The sequence below is a fragment of the Enterobacter sichuanensis genome (assembly GCF_002939185.1).
GTDB lineage: Bacteria > Pseudomonadota > Gammaproteobacteria > Enterobacterales > Enterobacteriaceae > Enterobacter > Enterobacter sichuanensis.
On record NZ_POVL01000005.1, the window covers coordinates 19,187 to 44,036 of the forward strand.

Annotated in this window: 19 protein-coding genes and 1 pseudogene; 13 read left to right on the top strand and 7 right to left on the bottom strand. The window is 59.3% G+C overall.

Features of this window, described 5'->3' with window-relative positions; all coding sequences use genetic code 11:
• The first annotated feature begins 97 nt into the window (after nt 1-97).
• Complete coding sequence (gene xynR / locus C5687_RS03795; RefSeq protein ID WP_047957644.1) at nt 98-856, top strand: DNA-binding transcriptional repressor XynR; 759 nt, start codon at nt 98-100, stop codon at nt 854-856.
• Between the two features lie 4 nt (nt 857-860).
• On the opposite strand, the gene C5687_RS03800 is transcribed toward xynR, so the two are convergent.
• The 4 genes from C5687_RS03800 to yagE all read right to left on the bottom strand — a co-directional run bounded on the left by C5687_RS03800 (nt 861) and on the right by yagE (nt 6,981).
• Nucleotides 861-2,471: a glycoside hydrolase family 43 protein gene (locus tag C5687_RS03800; RefSeq protein ID WP_104556441.1), complete on the bottom strand. Its 1,611-nt coding sequence runs from the start codon at nt 2,469-2,471 to the stop codon at nt 861-863.
• An 11-nt stretch (nt 2,472-2,482) separates the two neighbouring features.
• Nucleotides 2,483-3,865: an MFS transporter gene (locus C5687_RS03805; protein ID WP_059385687.1), complete on the bottom strand. Its 1,383-nt coding sequence runs from the start codon at nt 3,863-3,865 to the stop codon at nt 2,483-2,485.
• A gap of 225 nt (nt 3,866-4,090) precedes the next feature.
• Nucleotides 4,091-6,058: a xylonate dehydratase YagF gene (gene yagF / locus C5687_RS03810; RefSeq protein ID WP_104556442.1), complete on the bottom strand. Its 1,968-nt coding sequence runs from the start codon at nt 6,056-6,058 to the stop codon at nt 4,091-4,093.
• 14 nt (nt 6,059-6,072) lie between these two features.
• Complete coding sequence (yagE, locus tag C5687_RS03815) at nt 6,073-6,981, bottom strand: 2-keto-3-deoxygluconate aldolase (protein ID WP_104556443.1); 909 nt, start codon at nt 6,979-6,981, stop codon at nt 6,073-6,075.
• A gap of 735 nt (nt 6,982-7,716) precedes the next feature.
• Here yagE and arcA point away from each other — a divergent pair.
• The 5 genes from arcA (at nt 7,717) to C5687_RS03840 (ending at nt 12,895) form a co-directional block, all read left to right on the top strand.
• A complete protein-coding gene (arcA, locus tag C5687_RS03820) occupies nt 7,717-8,937 on the top strand; it encodes an arginine deiminase (RefSeq protein ID WP_104556444.1) in 1,221 nt (406 codons plus the stop codon).
• Between the two features lie 9 nt (nt 8,938-8,946).
• Complete coding sequence (arcC, locus tag C5687_RS03825; protein ID WP_045284457.1) at nt 8,947-9,858, top strand: carbamate kinase; 912 nt, start codon at nt 8,947-8,949, stop codon at nt 9,856-9,858.
• Between the two features lie 26 nt (nt 9,859-9,884).
• The gene (gene argF / locus C5687_RS03830) at nt 9,885-10,889 is read left to right on the top strand and encodes an ornithine carbamoyltransferase (RefSeq protein WP_059385683.1); all 1,005 of its coding nucleotides are present in this window, start codon (nt 9,885-9,887) and stop codon (nt 10,887-10,889) included.
• Between the two features lie 47 nt (nt 10,890-10,936).
• Nucleotides 10,937-12,340 carry a YfcC family protein gene (locus tag C5687_RS03835; RefSeq protein WP_104556445.1) on the top strand — a complete coding sequence of 468 codons (1,404 nt, stop codon included), beginning with the start codon at nt 10,937-10,939 and terminating at the stop codon, nt 12,338-12,340.
• A gap of 75 nt (nt 12,341-12,415) precedes the next feature.
• A complete protein-coding gene (locus tag C5687_RS03840; RefSeq protein ID WP_104556446.1) occupies nt 12,416-12,895 on the top strand; it encodes an arginine repressor in 480 nt (159 codons plus the stop codon).
• A 3-nt stretch (nt 12,896-12,898) separates the two neighbouring features.
• On the opposite strand, the pseudogene C5687_RS25325 reads toward C5687_RS03840, so the two are convergent.
• A pseudogene (locus tag C5687_RS25325) lies at nt 12,899-13,016 on the bottom strand (hypothetical protein).
• Between C5687_RS25325 and C5687_RS03845 the strand changes: the two are divergent.
• The 5 genes from C5687_RS03845 to gbpA all read left to right on the top strand — a co-directional run bounded on the left by C5687_RS03845 (nt 12,996) and on the right by gbpA (nt 16,587).
• Entirely contained in the window at nt 12,996-13,100 is a 105-nt protein-coding gene (locus tag C5687_RS03845) for a pyrBI operon leader peptide (RefSeq protein WP_022646880.1), read from the top strand. The pseudogene C5687_RS25325 and the gene C5687_RS03845 overlap by 21 nt on opposite strands.
• Before the next feature lie 34 nt (nt 13,101-13,134).
• Nucleotides 13,135-14,067 carry an aspartate carbamoyltransferase gene (gene pyrB / locus C5687_RS03850; RefSeq protein ID WP_025759900.1) on the top strand — a complete coding sequence of 311 codons (933 nt, stop codon included), beginning with the start codon at nt 13,135-13,137 and terminating at the stop codon, nt 14,065-14,067.
• 12 nt (nt 14,068-14,079) lie between these two features.
• Nucleotides 14,080-14,541, top strand: a complete 462-nt coding sequence (gene pyrI / locus C5687_RS03855; protein WP_025759901.1) for an aspartate carbamoyltransferase regulatory subunit — start codon at nt 14,080-14,082, stop codon at nt 14,539-14,541.
• 73 nt (nt 14,542-14,614) lie between these two features.
• Nucleotides 14,615-15,001: a 2-iminobutanoate/2-iminopropanoate deaminase gene (gene ridA / locus C5687_RS03860; protein WP_008501391.1), complete on the top strand. Its 387-nt coding sequence runs from the start codon at nt 14,615-14,617 to the stop codon at nt 14,999-15,001.
• Nucleotides 15,002-15,132: 131 nt separating this feature from the next.
• A complete protein-coding gene (gene gbpA, locus C5687_RS03865; protein ID WP_104556447.1) occupies nt 15,133-16,587 on the top strand; it encodes an N-acetylglucosamine-binding protein GbpA in 1,455 nt (484 codons plus the stop codon).
• Between the two features lie 59 nt (nt 16,588-16,646).
• Here gbpA and C5687_RS03870 read toward each other — a convergent pair whose 3' ends face one another.
• The gene (locus tag C5687_RS03870; RefSeq protein WP_104556448.1) at nt 16,647-19,031 is read right to left on the bottom strand and encodes a beta-N-acetylhexosaminidase; all 2,385 of its coding nucleotides are present in this window, start codon (nt 19,029-19,031) and stop codon (nt 16,647-16,649) included.
• 209 nt (nt 19,032-19,240) lie between these two features.
• A complete protein-coding gene (gene mgtA, locus C5687_RS03875; RefSeq protein ID WP_088244059.1) occupies nt 19,241-21,949 on the bottom strand; it encodes a magnesium-translocating P-type ATPase in 2,709 nt (902 codons plus the stop codon).
• Between the two features lie 391 nt (nt 21,950-22,340).
• Between mgtA and treR the strand changes: the two genes are divergently transcribed.
• Nucleotides 22,341-23,288, top strand: a complete 948-nt coding sequence (treR, locus tag C5687_RS03880; RefSeq protein ID WP_025759097.1) for a trehalose operon repressor TreR — start codon at nt 22,341-22,343, stop codon at nt 23,286-23,288.
• Between the two features lie 127 nt (nt 23,289-23,415).
• Complete coding sequence (treB, locus tag C5687_RS03885) at nt 23,416-24,834, top strand: PTS trehalose transporter subunit IIBC (protein ID WP_095441983.1); 1,419 nt, start codon at nt 23,416-23,418, stop codon at nt 24,832-24,834.
• Nucleotides 24,835-24,850 lie beyond the last annotated feature (16 nt).

The following is a 24,850-nucleotide window of genomic DNA, read 5'->3' on the forward strand; positions in this document are numbered from 1 at the left end:
GCGCCGCCGGGCGGATCAGGCCGGCTCCATTTCATTGATTTTTCCCCCCGAAAAAGGTACGTTTTCGCCTTAATTCCAGCGTGGACATGCCAGCATTATGCCGATTATTCAGTCTGTTGAACGTGCGTTGCAGATCCTCGACCTGTTCAACGAGCAGGCCACCGAGCTTAAGATCACCGACATCAGCAAACTGATGGGGCTGAGCAAGAGTACCCTCCACTCTCTGCTGAAAACCCTGCAGCTTCACGGCTATATCGATCAGAACCCTGAGAACGGCAAATATCGCCTCGGCATGAAGCTGGTCGAGCGCGGTCATTTCGTCGTGGGCTCCATCGATATTCGTCAGAAGGCGAAAGGCTGGCTGACGGAGCTGTCCCAGCGGACCGGGCAGACCACCCATCTGGGGATCCTGGACGGGCGTGAAGGGGTCTATATCGAGAAGATTGAAGGCAAGCTGGCCGCCATCGCCTATTCGCGCATTGGCCGCCGCCTGCCGGTTCACGCCACCGCCATCGGCAAGGTGCTGATTGCCTGGCTGGGCGAGGCCGAGCTTAACGCCCTGCTGGAGGGCTATCAGTACACCACCTTTACTCCCGCCACCCTCTCCTCTCGCGAAGCGTTAATGGCTGCCCTGGCGCAGACCCGCGAGCAGGGTTACGCCCTGGATAGCGAAGAGAACGAGCAGGGCGTGCGCTGCGTGGCGGTGCCGGTGTGGAACCATGAGTCCCGCGTGATTGCCGCCCTGAGCCTGTCGACGCTGACCTCCCGCGTGGACGATGCCGGGCTGGCGAGTTTCCGCGAGCAGCTTCAGCAGGCCGGGCTCCAGCTCTCACGCGCGCTGGGCTACCCGGCCTGAGCCGTTAGGCCGGCTCGTAGGTGAAGTAGTCGAAGTCCGCGTGGCAGCCGTCGCCGCTGATATCCTCGCAGTGCAGTCCCACAAACGCGCCGGTGAAGAAACCGCGCCCGCCGATGTAGTCGTCCGATAGCTTCCATGCCTCATAGGTGACCGGCACGGTATGCCACGTCTCACCGTCGAACGAGTAGCTGTAGCGGTAGACCAGCTTATCCACGTCCACCCGCAGCCAGACGCTCTCCGCATGCTCCGGCACCGCAATGGGTTGCTCATGCAGCGGCCACGACGGCACGTTGTGGTCGAGCTGAATCACCTTAATGGTTCTCCCCTGCCCCTCCTCGTAGTCCACAAAGCAGTAGCTCCAGTTTTTGCTGTTGTAGTAGCAGGTCAGCCCCGCGCTCTGCTGGAAGTGGACCGGCGAGAACTGCATCCGCGTCTCGGCCCGGAAGGTGAAGTGCTGCCAGCGGCGCGCCACGGTTGACTGGGTGAAGGTCGAGTTGAGCGAGTCGTTGCCGTAGAGCCGTAAGAAGCCCGGGCGCGCGGTGAGCGAGCCGAGGGTGTCGTCGAACGGAATGCGCAGGGTCTGCAGTTCCGGGTCGAGCGAACTGGCGTCGAAATCCTCCCGCCAGCTACCCTGAACGGCGGCAGGCTGCTCGGCCACCTGCGGGCCTTTCACGGTCAGTTGCGCGTGCTTGCCGCCTTCCACATACGGCCAGCCGTCGCGCCACGCAATGCGGGCGATGCCGGTCTCGCGCCCCAGCGGGCAGTAGCCGCGCCCGCCGGAGGCCAGCAGCGGCACGCCGGGCAGGCGCAGCGGGCGGCTGGTGAGGTAGGCCATGTACCATTCTCCGGTATGGGTCTGCAGCAGCGAGCCGTGGCCGCTCTTCTGCAGCGGATTCTCCGGCAGGTGCCAGCTGGTCATCATCGTCACGTCCGGGTGCAGCTCGTACGGCCCGTCGATATTTTTGGAACGCAGCACCACCACGGCGTGCTCGTAGCTGGTGCCGCCCTCGGCCACCATCAGGTAGTACCATCCCGCGTGGCGATACAGGTGCGCGCCCTCGGTGTAACAGAGCGGCGTGCCGGTAAACAGCGTTTTGCGCTCGGGCGAGAGCGTGCCGGTCTGCGGATCGAATTCCTGCAGCACGATGGTGTTGTGCGGGTTGCTGTGGTGGCGCGGCCCCCACGGGCGGTAGAGGTAGTACTTGCGGCCATCGTCGTCGTGGAACAGGGACGGGTCAAACCCGCCGTTGCCCATCGGGATCGGCTCGCTCCACGGCCCCTCGATGGACGGCGCGGTGACGAGGAAGTTACGGCCGTTTTTCCACGGCGAGTCGACAATCTTCACGTCGGTATAGAGCAGCCAGAATTTGCCGTCGGCGTAGCTCAGGCACGGTGCCCAGATGCCGCCGGAGTCCGGGTTGCCCTTCATGTCCAGCATCGACAAGCGGTCCAGCGGGGTGCTGACCAGCGACCAGTTTTTCAGGTCGCGGGAGTGATAGATACGCACGCCGGGGAACCATTCGAAGGTCGAGGTGGCGATGTAGTAGTCCTCGCCCTGGCGGCACAGGGACGGGTCCGGGTTGAAGCCGGTCAGGATTGGGTTAGTGATTTCCATATTGCCTCCGGTTAATGGGATGCGGCTGTCGCAGCGTCGGGAACGGCATCGCCCTGCGCCGCGCGGTGCTTGATCAGCTGCTGGCTGATGGCCTCCACGCGGGCGTCGGTGAGCTTGTAGAACGACAGCATGATGAACATGCCCGCGTAGAGCACCACCGGCACCACGCAGAACAGAATTTTGATGGTGGTAAGAACCTCGACCGGCTGCACGCTGCTGCTGGCGGAATAGTTGACGTACGCCAGGATCCAGCCCACCACCGCCCCGCCAATCGCCAGGCCAATCTTCAGGCTGAACAGGTAGGTGGAGAACACCAGCCCGTCGAGGCGGCGCCCGCTGCGGCTCTCCTCGTAATCCACCACGTCAGAGGCCATCAGCCACTGCAGCGGCGTGGTGGTGTTAAAGACGAACAGGAACAGGATGTTGAGGGCGAAAATCAGCGCGATATGCTCCGCCGGGGTGACAAAAATCAGCAGGCTGATCAGCGAGTAAGCGACGATGATCCACTTAAAGGCGGTGACGCGGTCGAAGCGGCCCAGCAGGCGGGAGGAGCAGAGCGAGCCGAACATGGTGGCGAGGCTGCCGTAGAGTAAAAACTGGGTCGCCATCTCCGGATGATCCATCACGTATTTCACGAAGTAGAGCGTCGCCCCGCCGCGCACCACGTTGGAGCAGGTCGCCATCATCTTGAACGCGCACATGATGCGCCACTGGCCGTTGCCGAGCAGCAGTTTGAGATCTTTTGCCACCGACGAGCCCGGCTGCACCTCAAAGGTGTAGCGCTCTTTGGTGGTGAAGAAGCAGACGTAGAGCAGCACCACGCCGGTCAGGCCCAGCACGCACATGGCACCGAAATAGCCCACCTGCTCGTCCCCTTTGCCGATGATGCTCACCAGCGGCAGGGCGATGCCGCTGATGGCGAGCGAGCCCGCCGCCGCCAGGAAGAAGCGCCACGACTGCAGGGCGTGACGCTCTTTCGGGTCGGCGGTGATGACGCCCGGCATAGCGCAGTACGGTACGTTAACGAAGGTGTAGACCAGGGTCAGGAGAATATAGGTCACGCAGGCGTAGATGATTTTTCCCTGCGCGGAAAAGTCCGGCGTGTAGAAGGTCAGTACGCAGACGATGCCAAACGGGATGGCGCCCCACAGCAGGAACGGGCGGAACTGACCGTGCCGCGTGCGGGTGCGGTCCACCAGCAGCCCCATTAGCGGGTCGGTCACCGCATCCAGCACGCGGGAGATTAAAAACAGCGTGCCCATAATGCCCGCCGACAGGCCGAAGACGTCGGTGTAGAAATAGGCCAGCAGGAACATGGTGGCCTGCCAGACGAAGCCACAGGCGGTGTCACCCAGCCCGTAGCCAATTTTGTCTTTCATGGTTAATTGCGTCATCAGAATTACACCCTTATGTAGTGTGCTGAATTACAACATCGTGTTAATGGAGTGTAATGAGCTGCTTAATTAACCAGCAATGGTCATATCTTATTTCCGAATTACGTTATTTTGCTTTTGTGACGCCAACGATATATCGCAACTTATTGTTTAAATTATTAAATTACAGACAAGCGAAAACCGTCCGCGGAATATTTTCCGCAGACGGTTTCATCTAAAAAATAATTAAATGCCGAGCGCTTTTTTACCGGCGTTAATTACCTCGATAATTTTATCAGTGTCATAAATACAGCCTTTCCATGTGCCGCCGCTTACCGACTGCAGTGCCGCCCACAGCCGGGTATCGTCCGGCAAAAAGTCGTGGGCGTGCAGGTCCGGGTGCGTCTGTCTTACTGCCAGCTCGCGCGCGCCCTCTTCCGGCGTCAGCGGGTTTTCTGCCGTGCCGATAAAGTTGACGCTGCCCGTCAGGGTCAGGCGGTCGACCACAATCTCGATGATGTCATTGTCGCGCAGCTTGCCAATCGGCCCGCCCGCCAGCGCCTCCGGCGACACGTGGCCGAAGCAGGCACCTGTCGATACCCCCGAGAAGCGCGCATCGGTGATTAACGACACCGTTTTGCCCCACGAGATATGCTTCAGCGCGGAGGTAAGCTGGTAGGTCTCCTCCATGCCGGTGCCGGACGGCCCGCCGCCGATCACCACCATGATATCGCCCTGCTTAATCTCTTCCCGCTTGATGGCCTTAATCGCCTGCGCTTCCGAGACAAACACCCGCGCCCTGCCGGTGTGGCGGTAAACGCCATCGTCACCCACTACAGACGGATCAATAGCCGTGGCCTTGATCACCGACCCCTCCGGCGCGATGTTGCCCGTCGGGAAGCAGACCGTCGAGGTCAGCCCTTTCGCTTTTGCCTTCTCCGGCGGCAGGATCACGTCATCCGGATCCACGCCGTCCTGCGCGCGCAGGCACTGGCGGAAGCGCGCCCGGCGCTCGGACGCCTGCCACCAGTCGAGGTTCTCACCTACCGTCTGGCCGGTCACGGTCATGGCGTCCAGGTGCAGCAGGCCGAGATCGCGCAGGTGGAGCATCACCTCCGGCACGCCGCCGGCGAGGAACGCCCGCACGGTCGGATGGTAGTCCGGGCCGTTGGGCAGCACGCTCACCAGGCGCGGCACCTTACGGTTGATGCGCGTCCAGTGTTCAACATCCGGAATAGTGCAGCCCGCCGCGTGGGCGATGGCCGGAATGTGCAGCAGTAAATTGGTCGAGCCGCCGAACGCCGCGTGGATCACCATCGCATTTTCGATGGCTTTATCGGTGAGGATATCCCGCGTGGTGATGCCGCGGTTATCCAGCTCGCTCACCGCCCGCGCCGACTGGCGGGCGATCTCCAGCCACACCGCCTGTCCGGACGGCGCCAGCGCGGAGTGCGGCAGCGCCAGACCCAGCGCTTCCGCGACCACCTGCGAGGTGCCCGCCGTGCCGAGGAACTGGCAGCCGCCACCCGGCGACGCGCAGGCGCGACAGCCCAGCTCGGCGGCCTCCTGCAACGAGAGTTCATGGTTGGCGAAGCGCGCGCCGATGGTCTGCACCTTGCCCGCGTCTTCCCCCACGGTCGGCGGCAGCGTCGCCCCGCCCGGCACCAGAATGGTCGGCAGGTCGTGCATCGAGGCCAGGGCAATCATGGTGGCGGGCAGCCCTTTGTCGCAGGTTGCGACGCCAATCACCGCCCGGCGCGTCGGCAGGGAGCGGATCAGGCGGCGAAAGACGATCGCCGCGTCGTTGCGGTACGGCAGGGAGTCGAACATGCCGTGCGTGCCCTGTGAGCGCCCGTCGCACGGATCGCTGACGAAGGCCGCAAACGGGATCCCGCCGTTGCGGGTGATCTCCTTCGCCGCCGCCTGCATCTGCATACCGATCTCCCAGTGCCCGGTGTGGTAGCCCAGCGCGACCGGGCGTCCGTCTCCGGCGCGGATGCCGCCCTGGGTGCCGATAATCAACACCTCTTTACCGGTCAGCTTGTTGGCATCCCAGCCCATCCCGGCGTTCTGCGTCATGCCGAACAGGTTGCCGCTGGGGGATTCCATCAGCATCTGCGGGGTCAGCGGCAGCGCCCCCTGCGGCCCCGCCGCATGGGTGATCACCGCATAAAACGCATCATCCTGCGGGGTGAAAATTTTCTCGATGGTCATGGTTATCGTCCGGCTCAGCAGAGCTTGAGCTGTTGCAGCAGGGTTTTCAGCTGCGCCTTACGCGGCTCGTCCAGCGGTGACGCGGGCGGCAGCACGTGCGTGGAAATCGGGCGGCCGCAGAGCACGATCGCCTCTTTAATCACGTTCACAAACGGCGTATCCAGCTGATACATCTGCGGAATTTGCAGTAAGGTCTGATGATACTCAGCCGCCTTCGCCACGTCTTTATCCCGCCAGGCTTTCAGCAGATTTACCGACACCTGCGGAGCAAAATTGCCGCTCGCCGAGATCGCCCCGTCGCCGCCGAGCAGCAGGGTATTAAAGAGATGATCGTCGTAACCGCATAGCACGGAGAAGTGCGGATGCGCCGCTTTGACAGTGTGGATCATGCTGCGCAGGTGGGCGACGGAGTCGATGGTGTCTTTGATGCCGATAATATTGCTGCGCGAGTCGGCCAGGGTTTTCACCAGCGCCGGGGTCAGATCCTGCCCGGTCAGCGCCGGGAAGTTATAGAGTATCACCGGCAGCGTCACGCTGTCGGCCACCTGTTCGAAGTATCGAATCAGGTTCGCTTCCGACACTTTCCAGTAGTAGGGGTTGATCACCACGATGCCGTCCGCACCCGCCTGCTGGGCGTGCTGGCTCAGTTCAATGGTTTCCCGGGCGTTGGTGCCGCCGGTGCCGATCAGCACCGGCACGCGACGATCGACATGATCAATAGCGAAGCGGGCAATGGTTTTACGCTCTTCGGCGCTGAGCTGGGAGAATTCGCCGCCGCTGCCGAGGAAGAACAGGCCGTCAACGCCTGCGGCGATCAGATCGTCGATCAGTGCGGCGGTGCCCGGTTTATCGAGCTGGCCATCGGCGGTAAATATGGTGGAGACAGGGGGAATGATCCCCGTGAACAACGCGGACTGCGGCATGAGATCTCCTTGCTGAATCATTTTGTTCTACATTATAGAACAGTGTTCATTAATTTAACGATCATACTATGACGCAGAAAAAGCGCAGGTAAATGGGAAGGGTTGAGGGAGTGCGGGAAATTTAAGCTGGATCACATTATGCGAGGGGATATGCCCCAGCGCATGTTTATCGGGCGCGGTGTTAATTTGCTGTTAATCCCTCGCAGGCATTTATGCAGTAGTTATGCATAACCTCAGCGCGGCGTAATGACACCGTGGCGCTAAGTTGCTGATCGTACTGCTTTCATCATAAAACTCGCGGCAGCTTCACACTTTATCATTTTGATAATTTGCTAATAAATCCCATAATTATTTATTGATTTTTCTTAAGTCAAAAATAGTTAATTGAAAATTATGCATAGTCATTCCACTGAGATAATTAAATCATTTAAAATCAATCATATAACAAATTATGTCAAAGCATTAAATTCTACAAAATAATAACAAACCCAAATAATGCCAACGGATCCTGCTTAGCTATTCACCCGCCAACAATATCAAATTAATCATTATCTGATGCGAATCATGCAAATGAAAACAAATCCTCCGATCGCTAATTTCACGTGAGCAACATCACAATACGGTTTATTTAAGCGCCTACTATTGACCACGAAATCAATTGAGCTTAGCCGCCATGCAATTAAGCAAATATGGCGCATGCCCTTTTTATTCTGAAAAACAGTTAAAGGAATAATTATGGAAAAGCATTATGTCGGTTCTGAAATTGGTCAATTGCGTAGCGTTATGCTGCACCGCCCAAATTTAAGTCTGAAACGGTTAACGCCGTCGAATTGTCAGGAGCTGCTTTTCGATGACGTGCTCTCGGTTGAACGGGCGGGTGAAGAGCATGACATTTTCGCAAACACGCTGCGCGAGCAGGGTGTGGAAGTCCTGCTGTTGACCGACCTTCTGACGCAAACCCTTGATATCGCAGAGGCGAAAGCCTGGTTGCTGGAGACGCAAATCTCCGACTATCGCCTCGGCCCCACCTTTGCTGGCGACGTCCGCGGCTGGCTGGCGGATATGCCGCACCGCGAACTGGCGCGCAGATTAAGCGGCGGATTAACCTACGGTGAAATTCCGGCGGCCATTAAAAATATGGTCGTCGATACCCACACGCCGAATGATTTTATTATGAAGCCGCTGCCAAACCATTTATTTACTCGTGATACTTCGTGCTGGATTTATAACGGCGTGTCCATTAACCCGATGGCCAAACCGGCGCGTCAGCGTGAAACCAACAACCTGCGGGCAATATATCGCTGGCACCCGGCATTCGCCGATGGCGAATTTATTAAATATTTCGGCGACGAGAATATTAATTACGACCACGCCACTTTAGAAGGCGGTGACGTATTAGTGATTGGCCGCGGCGCGGTGTTGATCGGCATGTCCGAACGCACCACCCCGCAGGGGGTAGAGTTCCTCGCCAACAGCCTGTTCAAACACCGCCAGGCCGAGCGCGTGATCGCCGTTGAGCTGCCAAAACACCGCTCCTGCATGCACCTCGACACCGTGATGACCCACATCGATGTCGACACCTTCTCCGTCTACCCGGAAGTGGTGCGCAAAGACGCCCAGTGCTGGACGCTCACCCCAGACGGCCGCGGCGGCCTGCTGCGCACCCAGGAAACCGACCTGCTGCACGCCATTGAAAAAGCCCTCGGCATTAATCAGGTGCGTCTGATCACCACCGGCGGCGACGCCTTTGAGGCCGAACGCGAGCAGTGGAACGACGCCAATAACGTGCTGACCATTCGCCCGGGCGTGGTGATCGGCTACGAGCGCAACGTCTGGACCAACGAGAAGTACGACAAGGCCGGTATCACCGTGCTGCCCATCCCGGGCGACGAGCTGGGACGCGGGCGCGGCGGCGCGCGCTGCATGAGCTGCCCGCTGGAACGCGACGGAATTTAAGGAGCCATCATGGAACGAAAACCCACTCTGGTTGTGGCCCTGGGCGGCAACGCCCTGCTCAGGCGCGGCGAACCGTTAGAGGCCGACATCCAGCGCCAGAACATTGAGCTTGCCGCCCGTACCATCGCCGGGCTGACGGCACAGTGGCGCGTGGTGCTGGTGCACGGCAACGGGCCGCAGGTCGGGCTGCTGGCGCTGCAGAACAGCGCCTACGACAAAGTTGCCCCTTATCCACTGGACGTTCTCGGCGCGGAAAGCCAGGGGATGATCGGCTACATGCTCCAGCAGGCGCTGAAAAACAGCCTGCCCCAGCGCGAGGTGAGCGTCCTGCTTACTCAGGTGGAGGTGGACGCCGCCGACCCGGCCTTCAGCAACCCGACCAAGTACATCGGCCCGGTCTACAGCGAAGCGCAGGCAAAAACGCTGGCCGCGGAGAAAGGCTGGGTGTTCAGGGCCGACGGCGGCTATTTCCGCCGCGTGGTGCCCTCTCCACAGCCGAAGCGCATCGTTGAGCGCGACGCCATCTCGGCGCTTATCCAGCGCGACCACCTGGTGATCTGCAACGGCGGCGGCGGCGTGCCGGTGGTGGAAAACGCTAACGGCTATCGCGGGATTGAGGCAGTGATCGACAAAGACCTCTCCGCCGCCCTGCTGGCGCGCCAGATCGAGGCCGATGCCCTGCTGATCCTCACCGATGCCGACGCGGTGTACCTCGACTGGGGCAAACCGACCCAACGCCCGCTGGCGCAGGTGACGCCGGAACTGCTCAGAGGCATGCAGTTCGACGCCGGATCGATGGGGCCAAAGGTGGCCGCCTGTCGCGAGTTCGTTGAAGCCTGCAACGGGATTGCCGGCATTGGCGCGCTGGCCGACGGCGCGGAGATCCTGGCGGGCGAGAAAGGCACGTTGATTCGTAACTGAGCACACATTTTAAAAGGGATTAACCCATGACCATCAACCTGAAAAACCGCAACTTCCTCAAACTGCTGGACTACACCCCGGCAGAGATCCAGTACCTGATCGACCTCGCCATTGAGCTGAAGGCCGCCAAAAAAGCCGGGCGCGAGAAGCAAACCCTGGTCGGGAAAAACATCGCCCTGATCTTTGAAAAAACCTCCACCCGCACCCGCTGCGCCTTTGAAGTGGGCGCGTTCGACCAGGGCGCGCAGGTCACCTACCTCGGCCCAAGCGGCTCGCAGATCGGCCATAAAGAGTCGATGAAAGACACCGCCCGCGTCTTAGGCCGCATGTATGACGGCATCGAATACCGCGGCTATGGGCAGGCCATCGTCGAGGAGCTGGGCGAGTACGCGGGCGTGCCGGTGTGGAACGGCCTGACCGACGAATTCCACCCAACGCAAATCCTCGCCGACCTGATGACCATGCTTGAGCACTCGCCGGGTAAAACCCTGCCGGAGCTGAGCTTTGCCTATCTCGGCGACGCGCGAAACAACATGGGCAACTCGCTGATGGTCGGCGCGGCCAAAATGGGGATGGATATCCGCCTCGTCGCGCCGAAATCCTTCTGGCCGGAGGCGGGTCTGGTTGAGCAGTGCCGCGCCATCGCCAAAGAGACGGGCGCGCGCATCACCCTCACCGACGATGTGGAAGAGGGCGTGAAGGGAGCGGATTTCCTCTACACCGACGTGTGGGTCTCCATGGGCGAGCCGAAGGAGGCCTGGGCCGAGCGCGTCAGCCTGATGAAGCCGTATCAAATCAACGCGGACGTCATGAAGGCCACCGGCAACCCGAACGTCAAGTTTATGCACTGCCTGCCGGCGTTCCACAACGAGCACACCAAAGTGGGCCGTGAAATCGAGATGGCCTACGGCCTGAAGGGGCTGGAGGTGACGGAAGAGGTCTTTGAATCACCAAACTCCATCGTCTTCGACGAAGCTGAGAACCGCATGCACACCATTAAAGCGGTCATGGTGGCGACACTCGGCGACTAATCACCGCCCGGCGCGCCGCGGGGTGCGCCGGGTTTAAGGAGAACATCATGGGCAAGTTCAAGTTTCCCTCCGCTTACACCATTCTCTTCTTTCTAATTGCCGTCGTCGCCGCGCTGAGCTGGATCATCCCGGCCGGTCAGTACCAGATGGCAATGAACGAGGCATTAGGCAAAGAAGTGCCGGTTGCCGGTACCTATGCGCACGTGGCGGCACATCCGCAGGGCCTCGTTTCCGTCCTGATGGCGCCCATCGCCGGGCTATACGATCCGGTTTCCGGCCAGGCCGGGGCGATCGACGTGGCGCTGTTTATTCTGATCATCGGGGGATTTCTCGGGATCGTCACCAAAACCGGGGCGATTGACGCCGGGATCGAGCGCGTCACCACCCGGCTACGCGGACGCGAAGAGTGGATGATCCCGATCCTGATGGCGCTGTTTGCCGCAGGCGGCACGATTTACGGCATGGCCGAGGAGTCGCTGCCCTTCTACACCCTGCTGGTGCCGGTAATGCTGGCCGCCCGGTTCGACCCGGTTGTCGCCGCTTCCACCGTGCTGCTCGGCGCGGGGATCGGCACGCTCGGCTCCACCATTAACCCGTTTGCGACGGTGATCGCTGCCAACGCCGCCGGGATCCCCTTCACCAACGGCATCATGTTGCGCATCGCGCTGCTGGTGATTGGCTGGGTCATCTGCGTGGCGTGGGTGATGCGTTACGCCCGTAAGGTGCGTCAGGACCCGTCGCTGTCGATCGTCGCCGACAAGCAGGAGGAGAACCGCGCCCATTTCCTCGGCAACAAAGGGGTGCAGTCTCTGGAATTTACCCCGGTGCGCAAAATCATCCTCGTGATTTTTGCCCTCGCCTTCGCGGTGATGATTTACGGCGTGGCGGTGCTGGGCTGGTGGATGGCGGAGATCTCGGCGGTGTTTCTCGCCAGCGCCATCATCGTGGGGCTTATCGCCCGCATGAGCGAAGAGGAGCTGACCTCGACGTTTATCAACGGCGCACGAGATTTGCTGGGCGTCGCGCTGATTATCGGCATTGCGCGCGGTATCGTAGTCATCATGGATAAGGGCATGATTACCCACACCATTTTGCACAGCGCGGAAGGGCTGGTCAGCGGGTTGTCCACGGTGGCGTTTATCAACGTGATGTACTGGCTGGAGGTCGTGCTGTCATTTCTTGTGCCTTCTTCATCCGGCCTGGCCGTTCTGACGATGCCGATCATGGCACCGCTGGCCGATTTCGCTAACGTCAACCGCGACCTGGTGGTGACGGCTTACCAGTCTGCCTCCGGCATCGTTAACCTCGTCACGCCAACCTCAGCCGTGGTGATGGGCGGTCTGGCTATCGCCCGGGTGCCTTACGTGCGTTATCTGAAATGGGTGGCACCGCTGCTGGCGATCCTGACGGTGGTGATTATGGTGGCGTTAAGCCTGGGGGCGGTGTTGTGATGTATTGACGTTGTAGGCCCGGTAAGCGTAGCGCCACCGGGCGTTTTGTTTCAGCCACTTACATGGGAAATAGTTATGACGGAATATGGTGAATACTCTCCAAAAGAACAACTCCAGTTGACGGTCTGTCAGCGCCTGATTGCAGAAAAGAGCTATATCTCTCAGGAAGAGATCCGCCGTGACCTGCAGGAGAGAGGGTTTGACAGCATCAGCCAGTCGACCGTTTCGCGTCTGCTGAAGTTGCTCGGAGTCATAAAAATTCGAAATGCTAAAGGGCTAAAGATTTATTCGTTGAATCCTCAACTGCGCCCTGCTCCCGACGCCGCACGCACCGTTTCGGAAATGGTGGTGAGCGTCGAGCATAATAGCGAATTTATCCTTGTGCACACCGTGGCCGGATATGGCCGCGCGGTGGCGCGCATTCTGGATTATCACCAGCTTCCGGAGATTTTAGGCGTGGTGGCCGGCAGCAGTATCGTCTGGGTCGCCCCCCGGGTGGTGAAGCGCACCGCGCTGGTGCATAAGCAAATTAATTATTTACTCAGAACGAATTAATATTCACAAAGAACCGTTTGCATTGAGTAAAGCGTGCATTAAATCGCTTGATCCGCAAAGCGAGCTGCGTATAATGCCCCACAATTTGCCGGGAGGAAGCATGGTCAAGCGTGTACGACACAACGTCTTACCGCGTCTGAAATCAGACGCTGGCCTGCCGTTTTTCTTCCCGTTGCTCAATCTATTCCCAGAGCCCCTCATTTGAGGGGCTTTTTTTTGCCCGGCGTCAGGAGATAAACATGAATCCGCTTTATCAAAAACACATCATTTCCATAAACGACCTCAGCCGCGAAGAGCTGGAACTGGTTCTGGAAACCGCGGCAAAACTGAAGGCTAATCCGCAACCGGAGCTGCTGAAGCACAAGGTGATTGCGAGCTGCTTCTTTGAAGCCTCCACCCGCACCCGCCTCTCCTTTGAAACCTCGATGCACCGCCTGGGCGCGAGCGTGGTGGGCTTCTCGGACAGCAGCAACACGTCGCTGGGTAAGAAAGGCGAAACTCTGGCGGATACCATTTCAGTGATCAGCACCTATGTGGACGCGATCGTGATGCGTCACCCTCAAGAGGGCGCGGCGCGCCTGGCAACCGAGTTTTCCGGCGGCATTCCGGTGCTGAACGCCGGTGACGGCGCCAACCAGCACCCGACGCAGACCCTGCTGGATCTGTTCACCATTCAGGAAACTCAGGGCACGCTTGAGAACCTGAACATCGCCATGGTCGGCGACCTGAAATATGGTCGTACCGTCCACTCCCTGACCCAGGCGCTGGCGAAATTTAACGGTAACCGCTTCTTCTTCATCGCCCCGGATGCGCTCGCCATGCCGCAGTACATCCTCGATATGCTGGACGAAAAAGGCATTCAGTGGAGCCTGCATGCGAGCATCGAAGAGGTGATGAGCCACGTGGATATTCTGTACATGACCCGCGTGCAGAAAGAGCGTCTGGACCCGTCCGAATATGCCAACGTGAAGGCGCAGTTTGTGCTGCGCGCCAGCGACCTTGAGGGGGCGCGCGACAACATGAAGGTCCTGCACCCGCTGCCGCGCATCGATGAGATCACCACAGATGTGGATAAAACGCCGCACGCCTGGTACTTCCAGCAGGCCGGGAACGGCATCTTCGCCCGCCAGGCGTTACTGGCACTGGTTCTGAATCGCGAATTAGCTCTGTAAGGGGAGACGACCATGACACACGATAACAAACTCCAGGTTGAAGCCATCAAGCGTGGCACCGTGATTGACCACATCCCTGCGCAGGTGGGCTTTAAGCTGCTGACGCTGTTCAAACTGACCGAAACCGACCAGCGCATCACCATCGGCCTGAACCTGCCGTCGGGCGAGATGGGCCGCAAAGATCTGATCAAGATTGAGAATACCTTCCTGACCGACGAGCAGGTCAACCAGCTGTCGCTGTACGCGCCGGAGGCCACCGTCAACCGCATCGACGAGTATGAAGTGGTCGGCAAATCCCGTCCGAGCCTGCCGGAACGCATTGAGAGCGTGCTGGTCTGCCCGAACAGCAACTGCATCAGCCACGCTGAGCCGGTGTCCTCCAGCTTTGCAGTGAAAAAACGCGCCGATGACATCGCGCTCAAATGCAAATACTGCGAAAAAGAGTTTTCTCATTATGTGGTGCTGGCCAACTAATTGAGGTTGGTAATGAAATCCCGGCTGTTATAATGGCCGGGAACATTCTTAACGCTGTCATTCTGGAGAAAACATGAGCAAAGTACTCGCGACGGAAAATGCACCCGCGGCTATCGGCCCCTACGTTCAGGGCGTTGATCTGGGCAGCATGATCATCACTTCAGGTCAGATCCCGGTGAACCCGAAAACCGGCGCGGTGCCGGAAGACGTAGCGGCACAGGCGCGTCAGTCGCTGGAAAACGTGCAGGCTATCGTGGAATCTGCAGGCCTGAAAGTGGGCGATATTGTGAAAACTACCGTTTTCGTGAAAGATCTGAACGATTTCGCGACCGTTAACGCCACTTACGAAGCCTTCTTCACCGAGCACAACGCCACCTTCCCGGCGCGCTCCTGCGTGGAAGTGGCCCGTCTGCCAAAAGACGTGAAGATTGAAATCGAAGCGATTGCGGTACGTCGCTAAGCGGTTTCAACAGATCATGGGCGGCGTTGGCCGTCCATTTTTTTTGGCTATTTTTCCTCTCTCCACCGCATGACGTTCCCCGCTCGCCATTAATAACATCGCACTGCAGATTAATTATTAATGGACTAACAATGAAATTATCAAAAATTGCACTGGCGGTGGCGACCCTGACCGTTGCCTCCTCCGCACTGGCCCACGGTTATATTGAATCTCCTGCCAGCCGCGCTTATATGTGTAAGCTTGGGCAAAATATTGATTGCGGTTCCGTTCAGTATGAACCGCAGAGCGTGGAGAAAACCTCCGGCTTCCCGACCGGGGCGATGCCGCCTGACGGCCAGCTTGCCAGCGCGGGAATTGCGAATTACTCCCAGCTGGATAAACAGAGCCTGAACGCATGGACGAAAAGCCCCATGACCGCCGGCCCGCATGAATTTGTCTGGTATCACACCGCGCCGCACAAAACCACCAACTGGCGTTACTACATCACCAGACAAAACTGGGATCCGAATAAACCCCTGACCCGCGATCAGTTTGAATTAACCCCGTTCTGTACCGTGAATGGCAATGGCCAGGCCCCCGCGATGCGTAAAGCCATGACCTGCAATGTGCCGGCACGCACGGGTTATCAGGTGATTTATGGCGTCTGGGAAATAGCGGATACCTCGAACAGTTTCTACCAGGCCATTGACGTTGATTTCGGTAACGGCGGCAATGTTACCCCGGATGACGGTGCCGGCATCGAATCAGAGTGGAGCAAAGTCCTCAGCGGCCAGATTGCGGGAAATAACCTGAACGTCGGCGATAAGGTCATTGCCCGCTTCTTCGATGCGCACGGTGAAGTGACGTCCCTGCGCACGGAAATAACGATCGCCACGGCCGCGCAGGGGGATGCTAACCAGTGGTCTTACGATCTGGCGCAGAAAATTAACACCGCGCACCAGGACATTCGCGTTGGCATGAAGGATGAGGGCGGCGAGATTAGCCCGGTTCATGGCGCGAACAGCGTATTCGTCAAAGAGGGCAGCACCCTGCAGTCCGTTGCGATTTCGTACGAAGAGCAGAAGGCGGAGGTCAACGAAACTATCGCCGTCAGCAATTTGCACTATAGCAAAATCGAGAACGGCAATGCGACCATCACCTTCCACGTGAACACCCACGGTAACGTCGATTTCGAAGCCCACGTCATGAACCATCACGGCGCGGAAAAAGGCTATCTCAAGCAGACGATGAACAACGCGAATCAGGACGTCACCCTGACGCTGACCGACGTTGAAGCGGGCCATCACATGCTGAAGTACTACGCCACCAATCAGGACGGCACGCTGTTTGCGCAGGATGTACTGAACCTGATGCTGGAAGATGACGCGGCGGCGGACAACAGCCCCGGTCAGCATGACTACATCTTCCCGGACAATATCGCGTCGTATAAAGCGGGTACCGTGGTGCTGCAGCCGAAAGACGGTAAAACCTACCAGTGTAAGCCATTCCCGTACAGCGGCTACTGCGTGCAGTGGAGCAAGTATGCGACCCAGTTTGAGCCGGGCACAGGTTCACACTGGAAAGAGGCGTGGGTTCTGAAGCACTGAGTCGTCTGATTCCCTCACCCCGGCCCTCTCCCTTTGGGAGAGGGTTAGGGTGAGGGGGTCTATTGATTCCGCGTCGCTCTGAGCAGCGTCTCCAGCGGATAGACCGCCGCAATCACCACCTCGTCCTGCACCTTCGCCGCGTTATCCAGCTCGCCCTGAATCGAGGCTATTTCTTTATCGTCCAGCGTGCCCTGCCGCGCCACCAGGTCGGTGAGCCGCAGGCCAATCGACGCAAGCTTGTCGACCTCCTGAATCACCGGTTTGATCGCCTTCAGCTGATAGCTGTTTTCACTTAATGCCAGCGCGTCGCTGGTGTTGCTCTGCCAGCGGTTGAACACGTGGCGCAGCGCCTCGGCGCTTTCCGCATCTTCCGCGTCGCTCACCAGACGATCGGCCCATTTGTTCATCTGCCGCACGGTGGCGCTTTCGGCGTTCAGCGCATCCGCGAAGCGGTTGAGCGGCTCAAACTGATGGTAGTTTCCGGCCTGGAACTTGAGGTGCTGCCGAGTGTAGTACTGCGCCGGCTCAACGGCCTGGGCGAGGATTTGCAGCGGCAAGGTGTCGGCATTACCGGCAAGGCGCGTGAACTGCACCTGCTGCTGGGTGTGCTGCTGCAGCCCGACCGACACCGTCGACCAGCTGTCCATCGCCTGCAGGCGGGTGTACATGTTGTCGACGTCGTTGACGTCCTGCGCGGACCACAGGCGCTCCGCGACCGCAAACGTACGCGGCCACAGGCGGATATCGAGCACCGGCGCCACCACGTTTTCTGCCCACAGCGCGGCTTCACCGCCGAGCAGGTTAACCTGATGCGCGGCGTCCGGCACCACCGGCGGCGTCCCTTCAGGGACCTCGTCCAGACGCGTGCCGCTAATCGGATAACGGACGTTCCCCACCAGGAAGTAGCCGGTGAGCTTATCGTTATCCACCGATACCACCGGACGGGTTTCCCCCATCCAGGTGTCGACGGTAAAGGTCACCTGGTTGTCATCGCGCCAGGCAATGTCCTGTACCGCGCGGCGGGATTTGCCGGCAAAATCAATAAACCCGCGCCAGCCTGATTCCCCTTTCACCAGCGTGAAACTTCCCTCCACCGGCTTCCCCTTCAGGCGCGGCATAGAGAAGGCCCAGCTCTGGACGCTGTCGGTGTCTGCGATGACATCCACGCCGTTTAAGCCCTGCGGGACGATCTCGTTGCGGTAGTGGTAGGCGGTGGACTGCGGCTGATCGAGATAGAAGCCCGTGGAGAGGATCCCTTTATAGCCGTTCTGCGCCACCTGCCCCAGCGCGTCCTGCCCCTGCCAGGACTGGATCAGAATGCTTTTCGGCAGATCGGGATGGTAGATCTCGTCCCAGCCGACCATCTGCCGGTGATGCTTTTCAAGGATCGTTTCCAGCCTGCGGTTGAAGTAAGCCTGCAACGCGTGGCTGTCAGCAAGCTTCTTATCGCGCATAAACTGCTGAATGGCCGGGTTCGCTTTCCACTGGCTGTCGTCCACCTCGTCACCGCCGATATGCAGATACGGATCGGGGAAGATCGCCGCCAGTTCGCTGACCATCGCCTCAGCAAAGGTGTAAGTTGCCTCTTTGGTCGGGTCCAGCACCGGTTTGAGCACGCCCCAGTGGCGCTCCATCTGATACGCCCCCGGCGCGCTCATCAGCTCCGGGTAGGCCACGGCGATGGCCGAGGCGTGGCCCGGCATGTCGATTTCCGGCACCACGCGGATGCCGCGCTCGGTAGCGTAACGCACGACCTCGCGCATCTGTTCCGGGGTGTAGTACAGGCCATCGCTGGCAAGCCGGGTCAGTTTGGGATAGCGCGTCGAGCTGAAGCGCCAGCCCTGATCGTCGGTGAGATGCCAGTGCAGCACGTTTAGCTTGGCCGCGGCCATGCCGTCAATCTGGCGCTTGATATCCGGCAGCGGGATAAAGTGGCGCGCCGAGTCCAGCAGCAGCCCGCGCCACGGGAAGCGCGGGGAATCCTCAATCGACACCCACGGCAGGGAGGTGTTTTCCGCGCCGTTTTGTATCAGCTGGAGCAGGGTTTCCATGGCGCGTAGCGCGCCGAAGCGAGTGTTGGCGGAGATATCCACCCCGTTGGCATCCACCGTGAGCTTATAGCTTTCGTCGCTGTCCGGCAGCGGCTGCGGCTTCACTTTTTTGGCAATGGCAATGCGGATGGTCGGTTTTTCCGGCTTATCAGCATGCGGCTGCAGCGTCCAGCCGGTTTGCAGGGCGATACGCTGACGCAGACGGTTCACCGCATCACCGAGATCGTCCCCGCTGACGCTTACGGAAACGTTGTTGCTCAGCACCAGTGCGCCCTGGGTGGTTGGGCGTTCGACCTTCGCAGGCCAGGGCATCAACGGGAGATCCCCTGCCGGGGCGGCAAACGCCGACGCGCCGAGCAACAGACCGGCGGTTAAGAGGCTGTACCGTAACATGAATGTTCCTTATCTGACGGGCCAAATAAAGGCAAAACATTCTGTTAACATGCGCTCAATTTGTCGTCAAGCGAATGCGCCGACGGAGATCACAGGTTGTTGAATTTGGGAGGAAACGTATCCCCTCACCCCGGCCCTCTCCCCAAAGGGGCGAGGGGGTCATAGTCCCCTCTCCCTTTCAGGGAGAGGGTTAGGGTGAGGGTGTGTTTTTACTGCCACCCATACCGACGCGCATAGAACCCTTTCACCATCTGCGTCAGCACCATATAACCGGCGAGGATCGCCACCAGCCACGGGAAATAACTCAGCGGCAACGCCTGCAGCTGCAGGTAACCTGCGAGCGGTGAGAACGGCAGTGCGATACCCAGCGCCATCACAATCCCCGTCATCACAATCAGCGGCCACGCGGCATGGCTCTGGAGGAACGGAATGCGGCGGGTGCGGATCATATGCACAATCAGCGTCTGCGACAGCAGTCCCACCACGAACCAGCCGGACTGGAACAGGGTCTGGTGTTCCGGGGTGTTGGCGTGGAACACAAACCACATCAGGCAGAAGGTCAGGATGTCGAAGATGGAGCTGATGGGGCCAAAGAACAGCATAAAGCGCCCCAGATCCGCCGGGTTCCAGCGCTGTGGTTTCTGGATCTGCTCGTCGTCGACGTTATCAAACGGGATCGCCACCTGAGAGACATCGTACATCAGGTTCTGGATCAACAGATGCAGCGGCAGCATCGGCAGAAACGGCAGAAAGGCGCTCGCCACCAGCACGCTGAAGACGTTACCGAAGTTGGAGCTGGCGGTCATCTTGATGTACTTGAGCATGTTGGCGAAGGTGCGACGGCCTTCAATGACGCCCTCTTCCAGCACCATCAGGCTCTTTTCCAGCAGGATGATATCCGCCGCTTCGCGGGCGATATCCACCGCCCCGTCAACGGAGATACCAATATCCGCCGCACGCAGCGCGGGCGCGTCGTTGATGCCGTCACCCATAAAGCCCACCACGTGCCCTTCGCGGCGCAGCAGGGTAACAATGCGCTCTTTGTGCATCGGTGTCAGACGGGCAAACAGCGTGGTGCGCCGGGCAAGCTGAGCCAGCTCGTCATCGGAGAGCGGTTCAATGTCGCTCCCCACCACCACGTCACCCGCGTCCAGCCCCACTTCATGGCACACTTTCGCCGCCACCAGCTCGCTGTCGCCGGTGAGGATTTTCACGGTGATACCGCTCGCCTTCAGCGCTTTCAGCGCCGGGGCGGTGGTCTCTTTCGGCGGATCGAGGAAGGCGATGTAACCCTCGAGGATCAGATCGGATTCGTCGATTCGCTGATAGTCCCCCTCGCGCGCGGGCAGGAATTTGCTCGCCACCGCCACCACCCGCAGCCCCTGTCGGTTCAGGTTATCGGTGACGCGCCTGATGCGGCGCAGCATGGTGTCATCCAGCGGCACGATGTCGCCATTATAGCGCACCTGCGTCGACACGTTCAGGATCTCCTGCAGCGCCCCTTTGCAGATCAGCTGATGGACATCTGCCTGCTCGCTCACCACCACCGACATCCGGCGGCGCTCGAAATCGAACGGGATCTCATCCACCTTCTGCCAGCGGCCGGAGAGCGTGCGGGCAGCCTCCTCGTCCACCCCTTCCAGCACCGCCACGTCGAGCAGGTTTTTCAGCCCGGTCTGGTAGTGGCTGTTCAGCCAGGCGCTGTGCAGCACGCGCTCGCTGGTTTTGCCGGAAATATCGGTGTGGTTCTCCAGCACGATTTTGTCCTGCGTCAGGGTGCCGGTTTTATCGGTGCAGAGAATGTCCATCGCGCCAAAGTTCTGAATGGCGTCGAGGTGTTTGACGATCACTTTCTGTTTAGAGAGCTTCACCGCCCCGCGCGCCAGCGTGGAGGTGACGATCATCGGCAGCATTTCCGGGGTTAAGCCGACGGCCACGGAGAGCGCAAACAGCGCCGCTTCCCACCAGTCGCCTTTGGTGTAGCCGTTGATCAGCAGCACGATCGGCGTCATCACCATCATAAAGCGGATCAGCAGCATGCTGACGCGGCCAATTCCTTTCTGGAAAGCATTCGGTTCGCTCTCCTGCTCGCTGACGCGCCCGGCAAGCTGACCAAACCAGGTGTTGCCTCCGGTGGCGGTGACGATCGCCTGCGCCGTACCGCTGACCACCGTGGTGCCCATAAAGCACAGGGTGTCGCACTCAAGCGGGTTCATCTGCTGCGGGTCGCGGCTGCGCGCCACCTTTTCAACGGGCAGGGACTCCCCGGTCAGGGAGGCCTGCGCCACGAACAGATCCCGTGCCTGAATGATACGTAAATCCGCCGGGATCATATCCCCCGCGGCCAGCTTCACCAGATCGCCCGGCACCAGCTGGTCAATGGGCAGTTCAACCCAGGCGTTTTCACCGAGATCGTTGATCACGCGCGAGACGGTTGCGGTGTTGCTGACCATCGCCTTCAGGGCGTCCGCCGCTTTGGTGGAGCGGGCTTCCTGTATAAAGTTCAGCAGCGTGGAGATCCCCACCATCAGGGCGATCACGCCTGCGGCAAACAGATCTTCAGTGGCGTAAGAGATCGCGCCAAGTACCGTCAGCAGTAAATTAAACGGGTTGCGGTAGCAGAGCCACAGATGCACCCACCACGGAGACGGCTTTTGCGCCGGGATCTGATTATCACCGTGCACGGCGCGGATTTTTTCCACTTCTGCCGCGTTCAGCCCTTCCGGATGCCCACCAAACGCGCGCCAGACTTCGTTTTCATCCATCGCCGCCACGTTCAGGCAGCGTTCGGTCAGGGACGCGGGGATCGCGGCGCCCGCCATGTTTTTGGCCGTGGGCAGCGGGTCGCGCTGAACAAGACGGTGTGGCAGGTGGCGGCTCAGCAGGGCCTGCAGCTGCCGGGTGATATTTTTAAACATAGTCATTCCTCCGCATCCGCAAGCGCGGACGCAGCTTTTCCTTCAGGCGTGGCAAAGCCGTACCTGAGCGGCACTCAATTTTTCAAGCAGGAACGTGTATGACGCTGCTGCCTCACATCACCGGTGAGTCAGCAACGGGCTGGCTTACCGGAAAGAACGTCTTCTCCCGTTCAGGAGAGGTGTGGGATCGGGATCCATAAAGCCTCCGGTAAGTAAAAATAAGGGGTACGCCGCGCAGTATAAGGATTTAACCGTACCCTAAGCGACGCTTCGGGCGGTATTATACCCCCCCTCAAATAAACCGAACGTAAACCAGACTTTGCCCATAGCGAATTGGCGCTATAGCATTAGGCTCATTTGACACCGTTATCGTTGTTACAGGGAATACAGCATGCAGAACCGCCTTACGATTAAAGACATCGCGCGTTTAAGCGGCGTGGGAAAATCCACCGTGTCGCGCGTGCTGAACAACGAAAGTGGGGTCAGCGAACGCACCCGCGAACGCGTTGAGGCGGTCATGAACCAGCACGGCTTTTCCCCTTCCCGCTCCGCGCGCGCCATGCGCGGACAGAGTGACAAAGTGGTGGCGATCATTGTCTCTCGTCTGGATTCGCTCTCTGAAAACCTCGCCGTGCAGACTATGCTGCCCGCCTTCTATGAGCAGGGCTATGACCCGATCATGATGGAGAGCCAGTTCTCTGTGCAGCTGGTTGAAGAGCACCTGGGTATGCTTCAGCGGCGCAACATTGACGGCGTGGTGCTGTTTGGCTTTACCGGCATCAAAGAGGAGATGCTGAAACCCTGGCAGCCGTCGCTGGTGCTGCTGGCGCGCGATGCCCACGGTTTTGCGTCTGTCTGCTATGACGACGAAGGGGCGATTATTACCCTGATGCAGCGCCTGTATGACAAAGGCCATCGCCACATCAGCTACCTCGGCGTTCCCCATGCGGACGTCACCACCGGCAAGCGTCGTCATGAAGCCTACCTGGCCTTTTGCAAAAAACACAATCTCTCCGCCGTGGCCTCCCTGCCGGGGCTCGGCATGAAGCAAGGCTACGAGCAGGTCGCCAGCGTCCTGACGCCGCAAACCACCGCGCTGGTGTGCGCCACGGATACCCTGGCGCTGGGTGCGAGCAAGTATTTACAGGAACAACGCATCGATAACCTGCAGGTGGCGAGCGTGGGCAGCACACCGCTGATGAAGTTTTTACACCCGGAAATTATCACCGTCGATCCGGGCTACGCCGAGTCCGGCAGGCAGGCTGCCGCACAGCTGATCGAGCAGATCAACGGACGCGCTGAGCCGCGTCAGATTGTTATTCCCGCCCACCTTTCATAACCCACATAAATCGGTTTATTGTGATCTTCGCCCGATTTCGGGAACGTTCCCATTTTCGCCGTCACGCTGAAGGAGTAGGCTTGCGCTCAGGTCATTACACCCCTCCCATCTGTCATGAGGTTTCATGATGAGTAAAGTCAAACAAGCAGATATTGATCAGTTGATCGTCCTGGTCGGCGGCCGCGAAAACATTGCCACCGTCAGCCATTGCATTACCCGCCTGCGCTTCGTGCTGAACGATCCGGCTAAAGCCAACCCGAAAGCCATTGAAGAGCTCCCGATGGTGAAAGGCTGCTTTACCAACGCCGGACAGTTCCAGGTGGTTATCGGTACCGAAGTGGGCGATTACTATCAGGCTCTGCTGGCGACGACGGGGCACTCCTCCGCCGATAAAGAGCAGGCCAAGAAAGCCGCACGTCAGAATATGAAATGGCACGAGCAGCTGATCTCTCACTTCGCGGAGATCTTCTTCCCGCTGCTGCCGGCGCTGATCAGCGGAGGCTTGATTTTAGGCTTCCGCAACGTCATCGGTGATGTGCCGATGAGCGACGGCAAAACCCTGGCGCAGATCTATCCGGCGCTGAAAACCGTATACGACTTCCTGTGGCTGATTGGCGAAGCGATCTTCTTCTATCTGCCGGTGGGGATTTGCTGGTCCGCGGTGCGCAAGATGGGCGGTACCCCGATTCTGGGTATCGTGCTGGGCGTCACGCTGGTCTCTCCGCAGTTAATGAACGCTTACTTACTTGGTCAGCAGGTCCCGGAAGTGTGGAACTTTGGCCTGTTTACCATCGCCAAAGTGGGCTATCAGGCTCAGGTCATTCCGGCCCTGCTGGCCGGTCTGGCGCTGGGCTTTATTGAAACGCGTCTGAAGCGCATCGTGCCGGATTATCTCTATCTGGTGGTGGTGCCGGTCTGCTCGCTGATTCTGGCCGTGTTCCTGGCGCACGCCTTTATCGGTCCGTTTGGCCGCATGATTGGCGACGGCGTGGCCTTCGCGGTCCGTCATCTGATGACCGGCAGCTTTGCGCCGATTGGGGCCGCGCTGTTTGGCTTCCTGTACGCCCCGCTGGTGATCACCGGTGTGCATCAGACCACGCTGGCCATTGATATGCAGATGATCCAGAGCCTTGGCGGAACGCCGGTCTGGCCGATTATCGCCCTGTCTAACATCGCTCAGGCATCGGCGGTCACGGGCATTATCCTTGTCAGCCGTAAGCATAACGAGCGTGAGATCTCCGTTCCGGCCGCCATCTCCGCTTACCTCGGCGTCACCGAACCGGCCATGTACGGCATCAACCTGAAATACCGCTTCCCGATGCTCTGCGCGATGATCGGTTCCGGTCTGGCAGGCCTGGTGTGTGGTCTGAACGGCGTGATGGCGAACGGGATCGGCGTCGGGGGTCTGCCGGGCATCCTCTCTATTCAGCCCGCTTACTGGCAGGTGTTTGCCCTCGCGATGGCCATTGCGATCATCGTCCCCATGGCGCTCACCACCGTGGTTTATCAGCGTAAGTTCCGTCAGGGCGCGCTGCAGATTGTTTAACATTATCTTTCGGGGC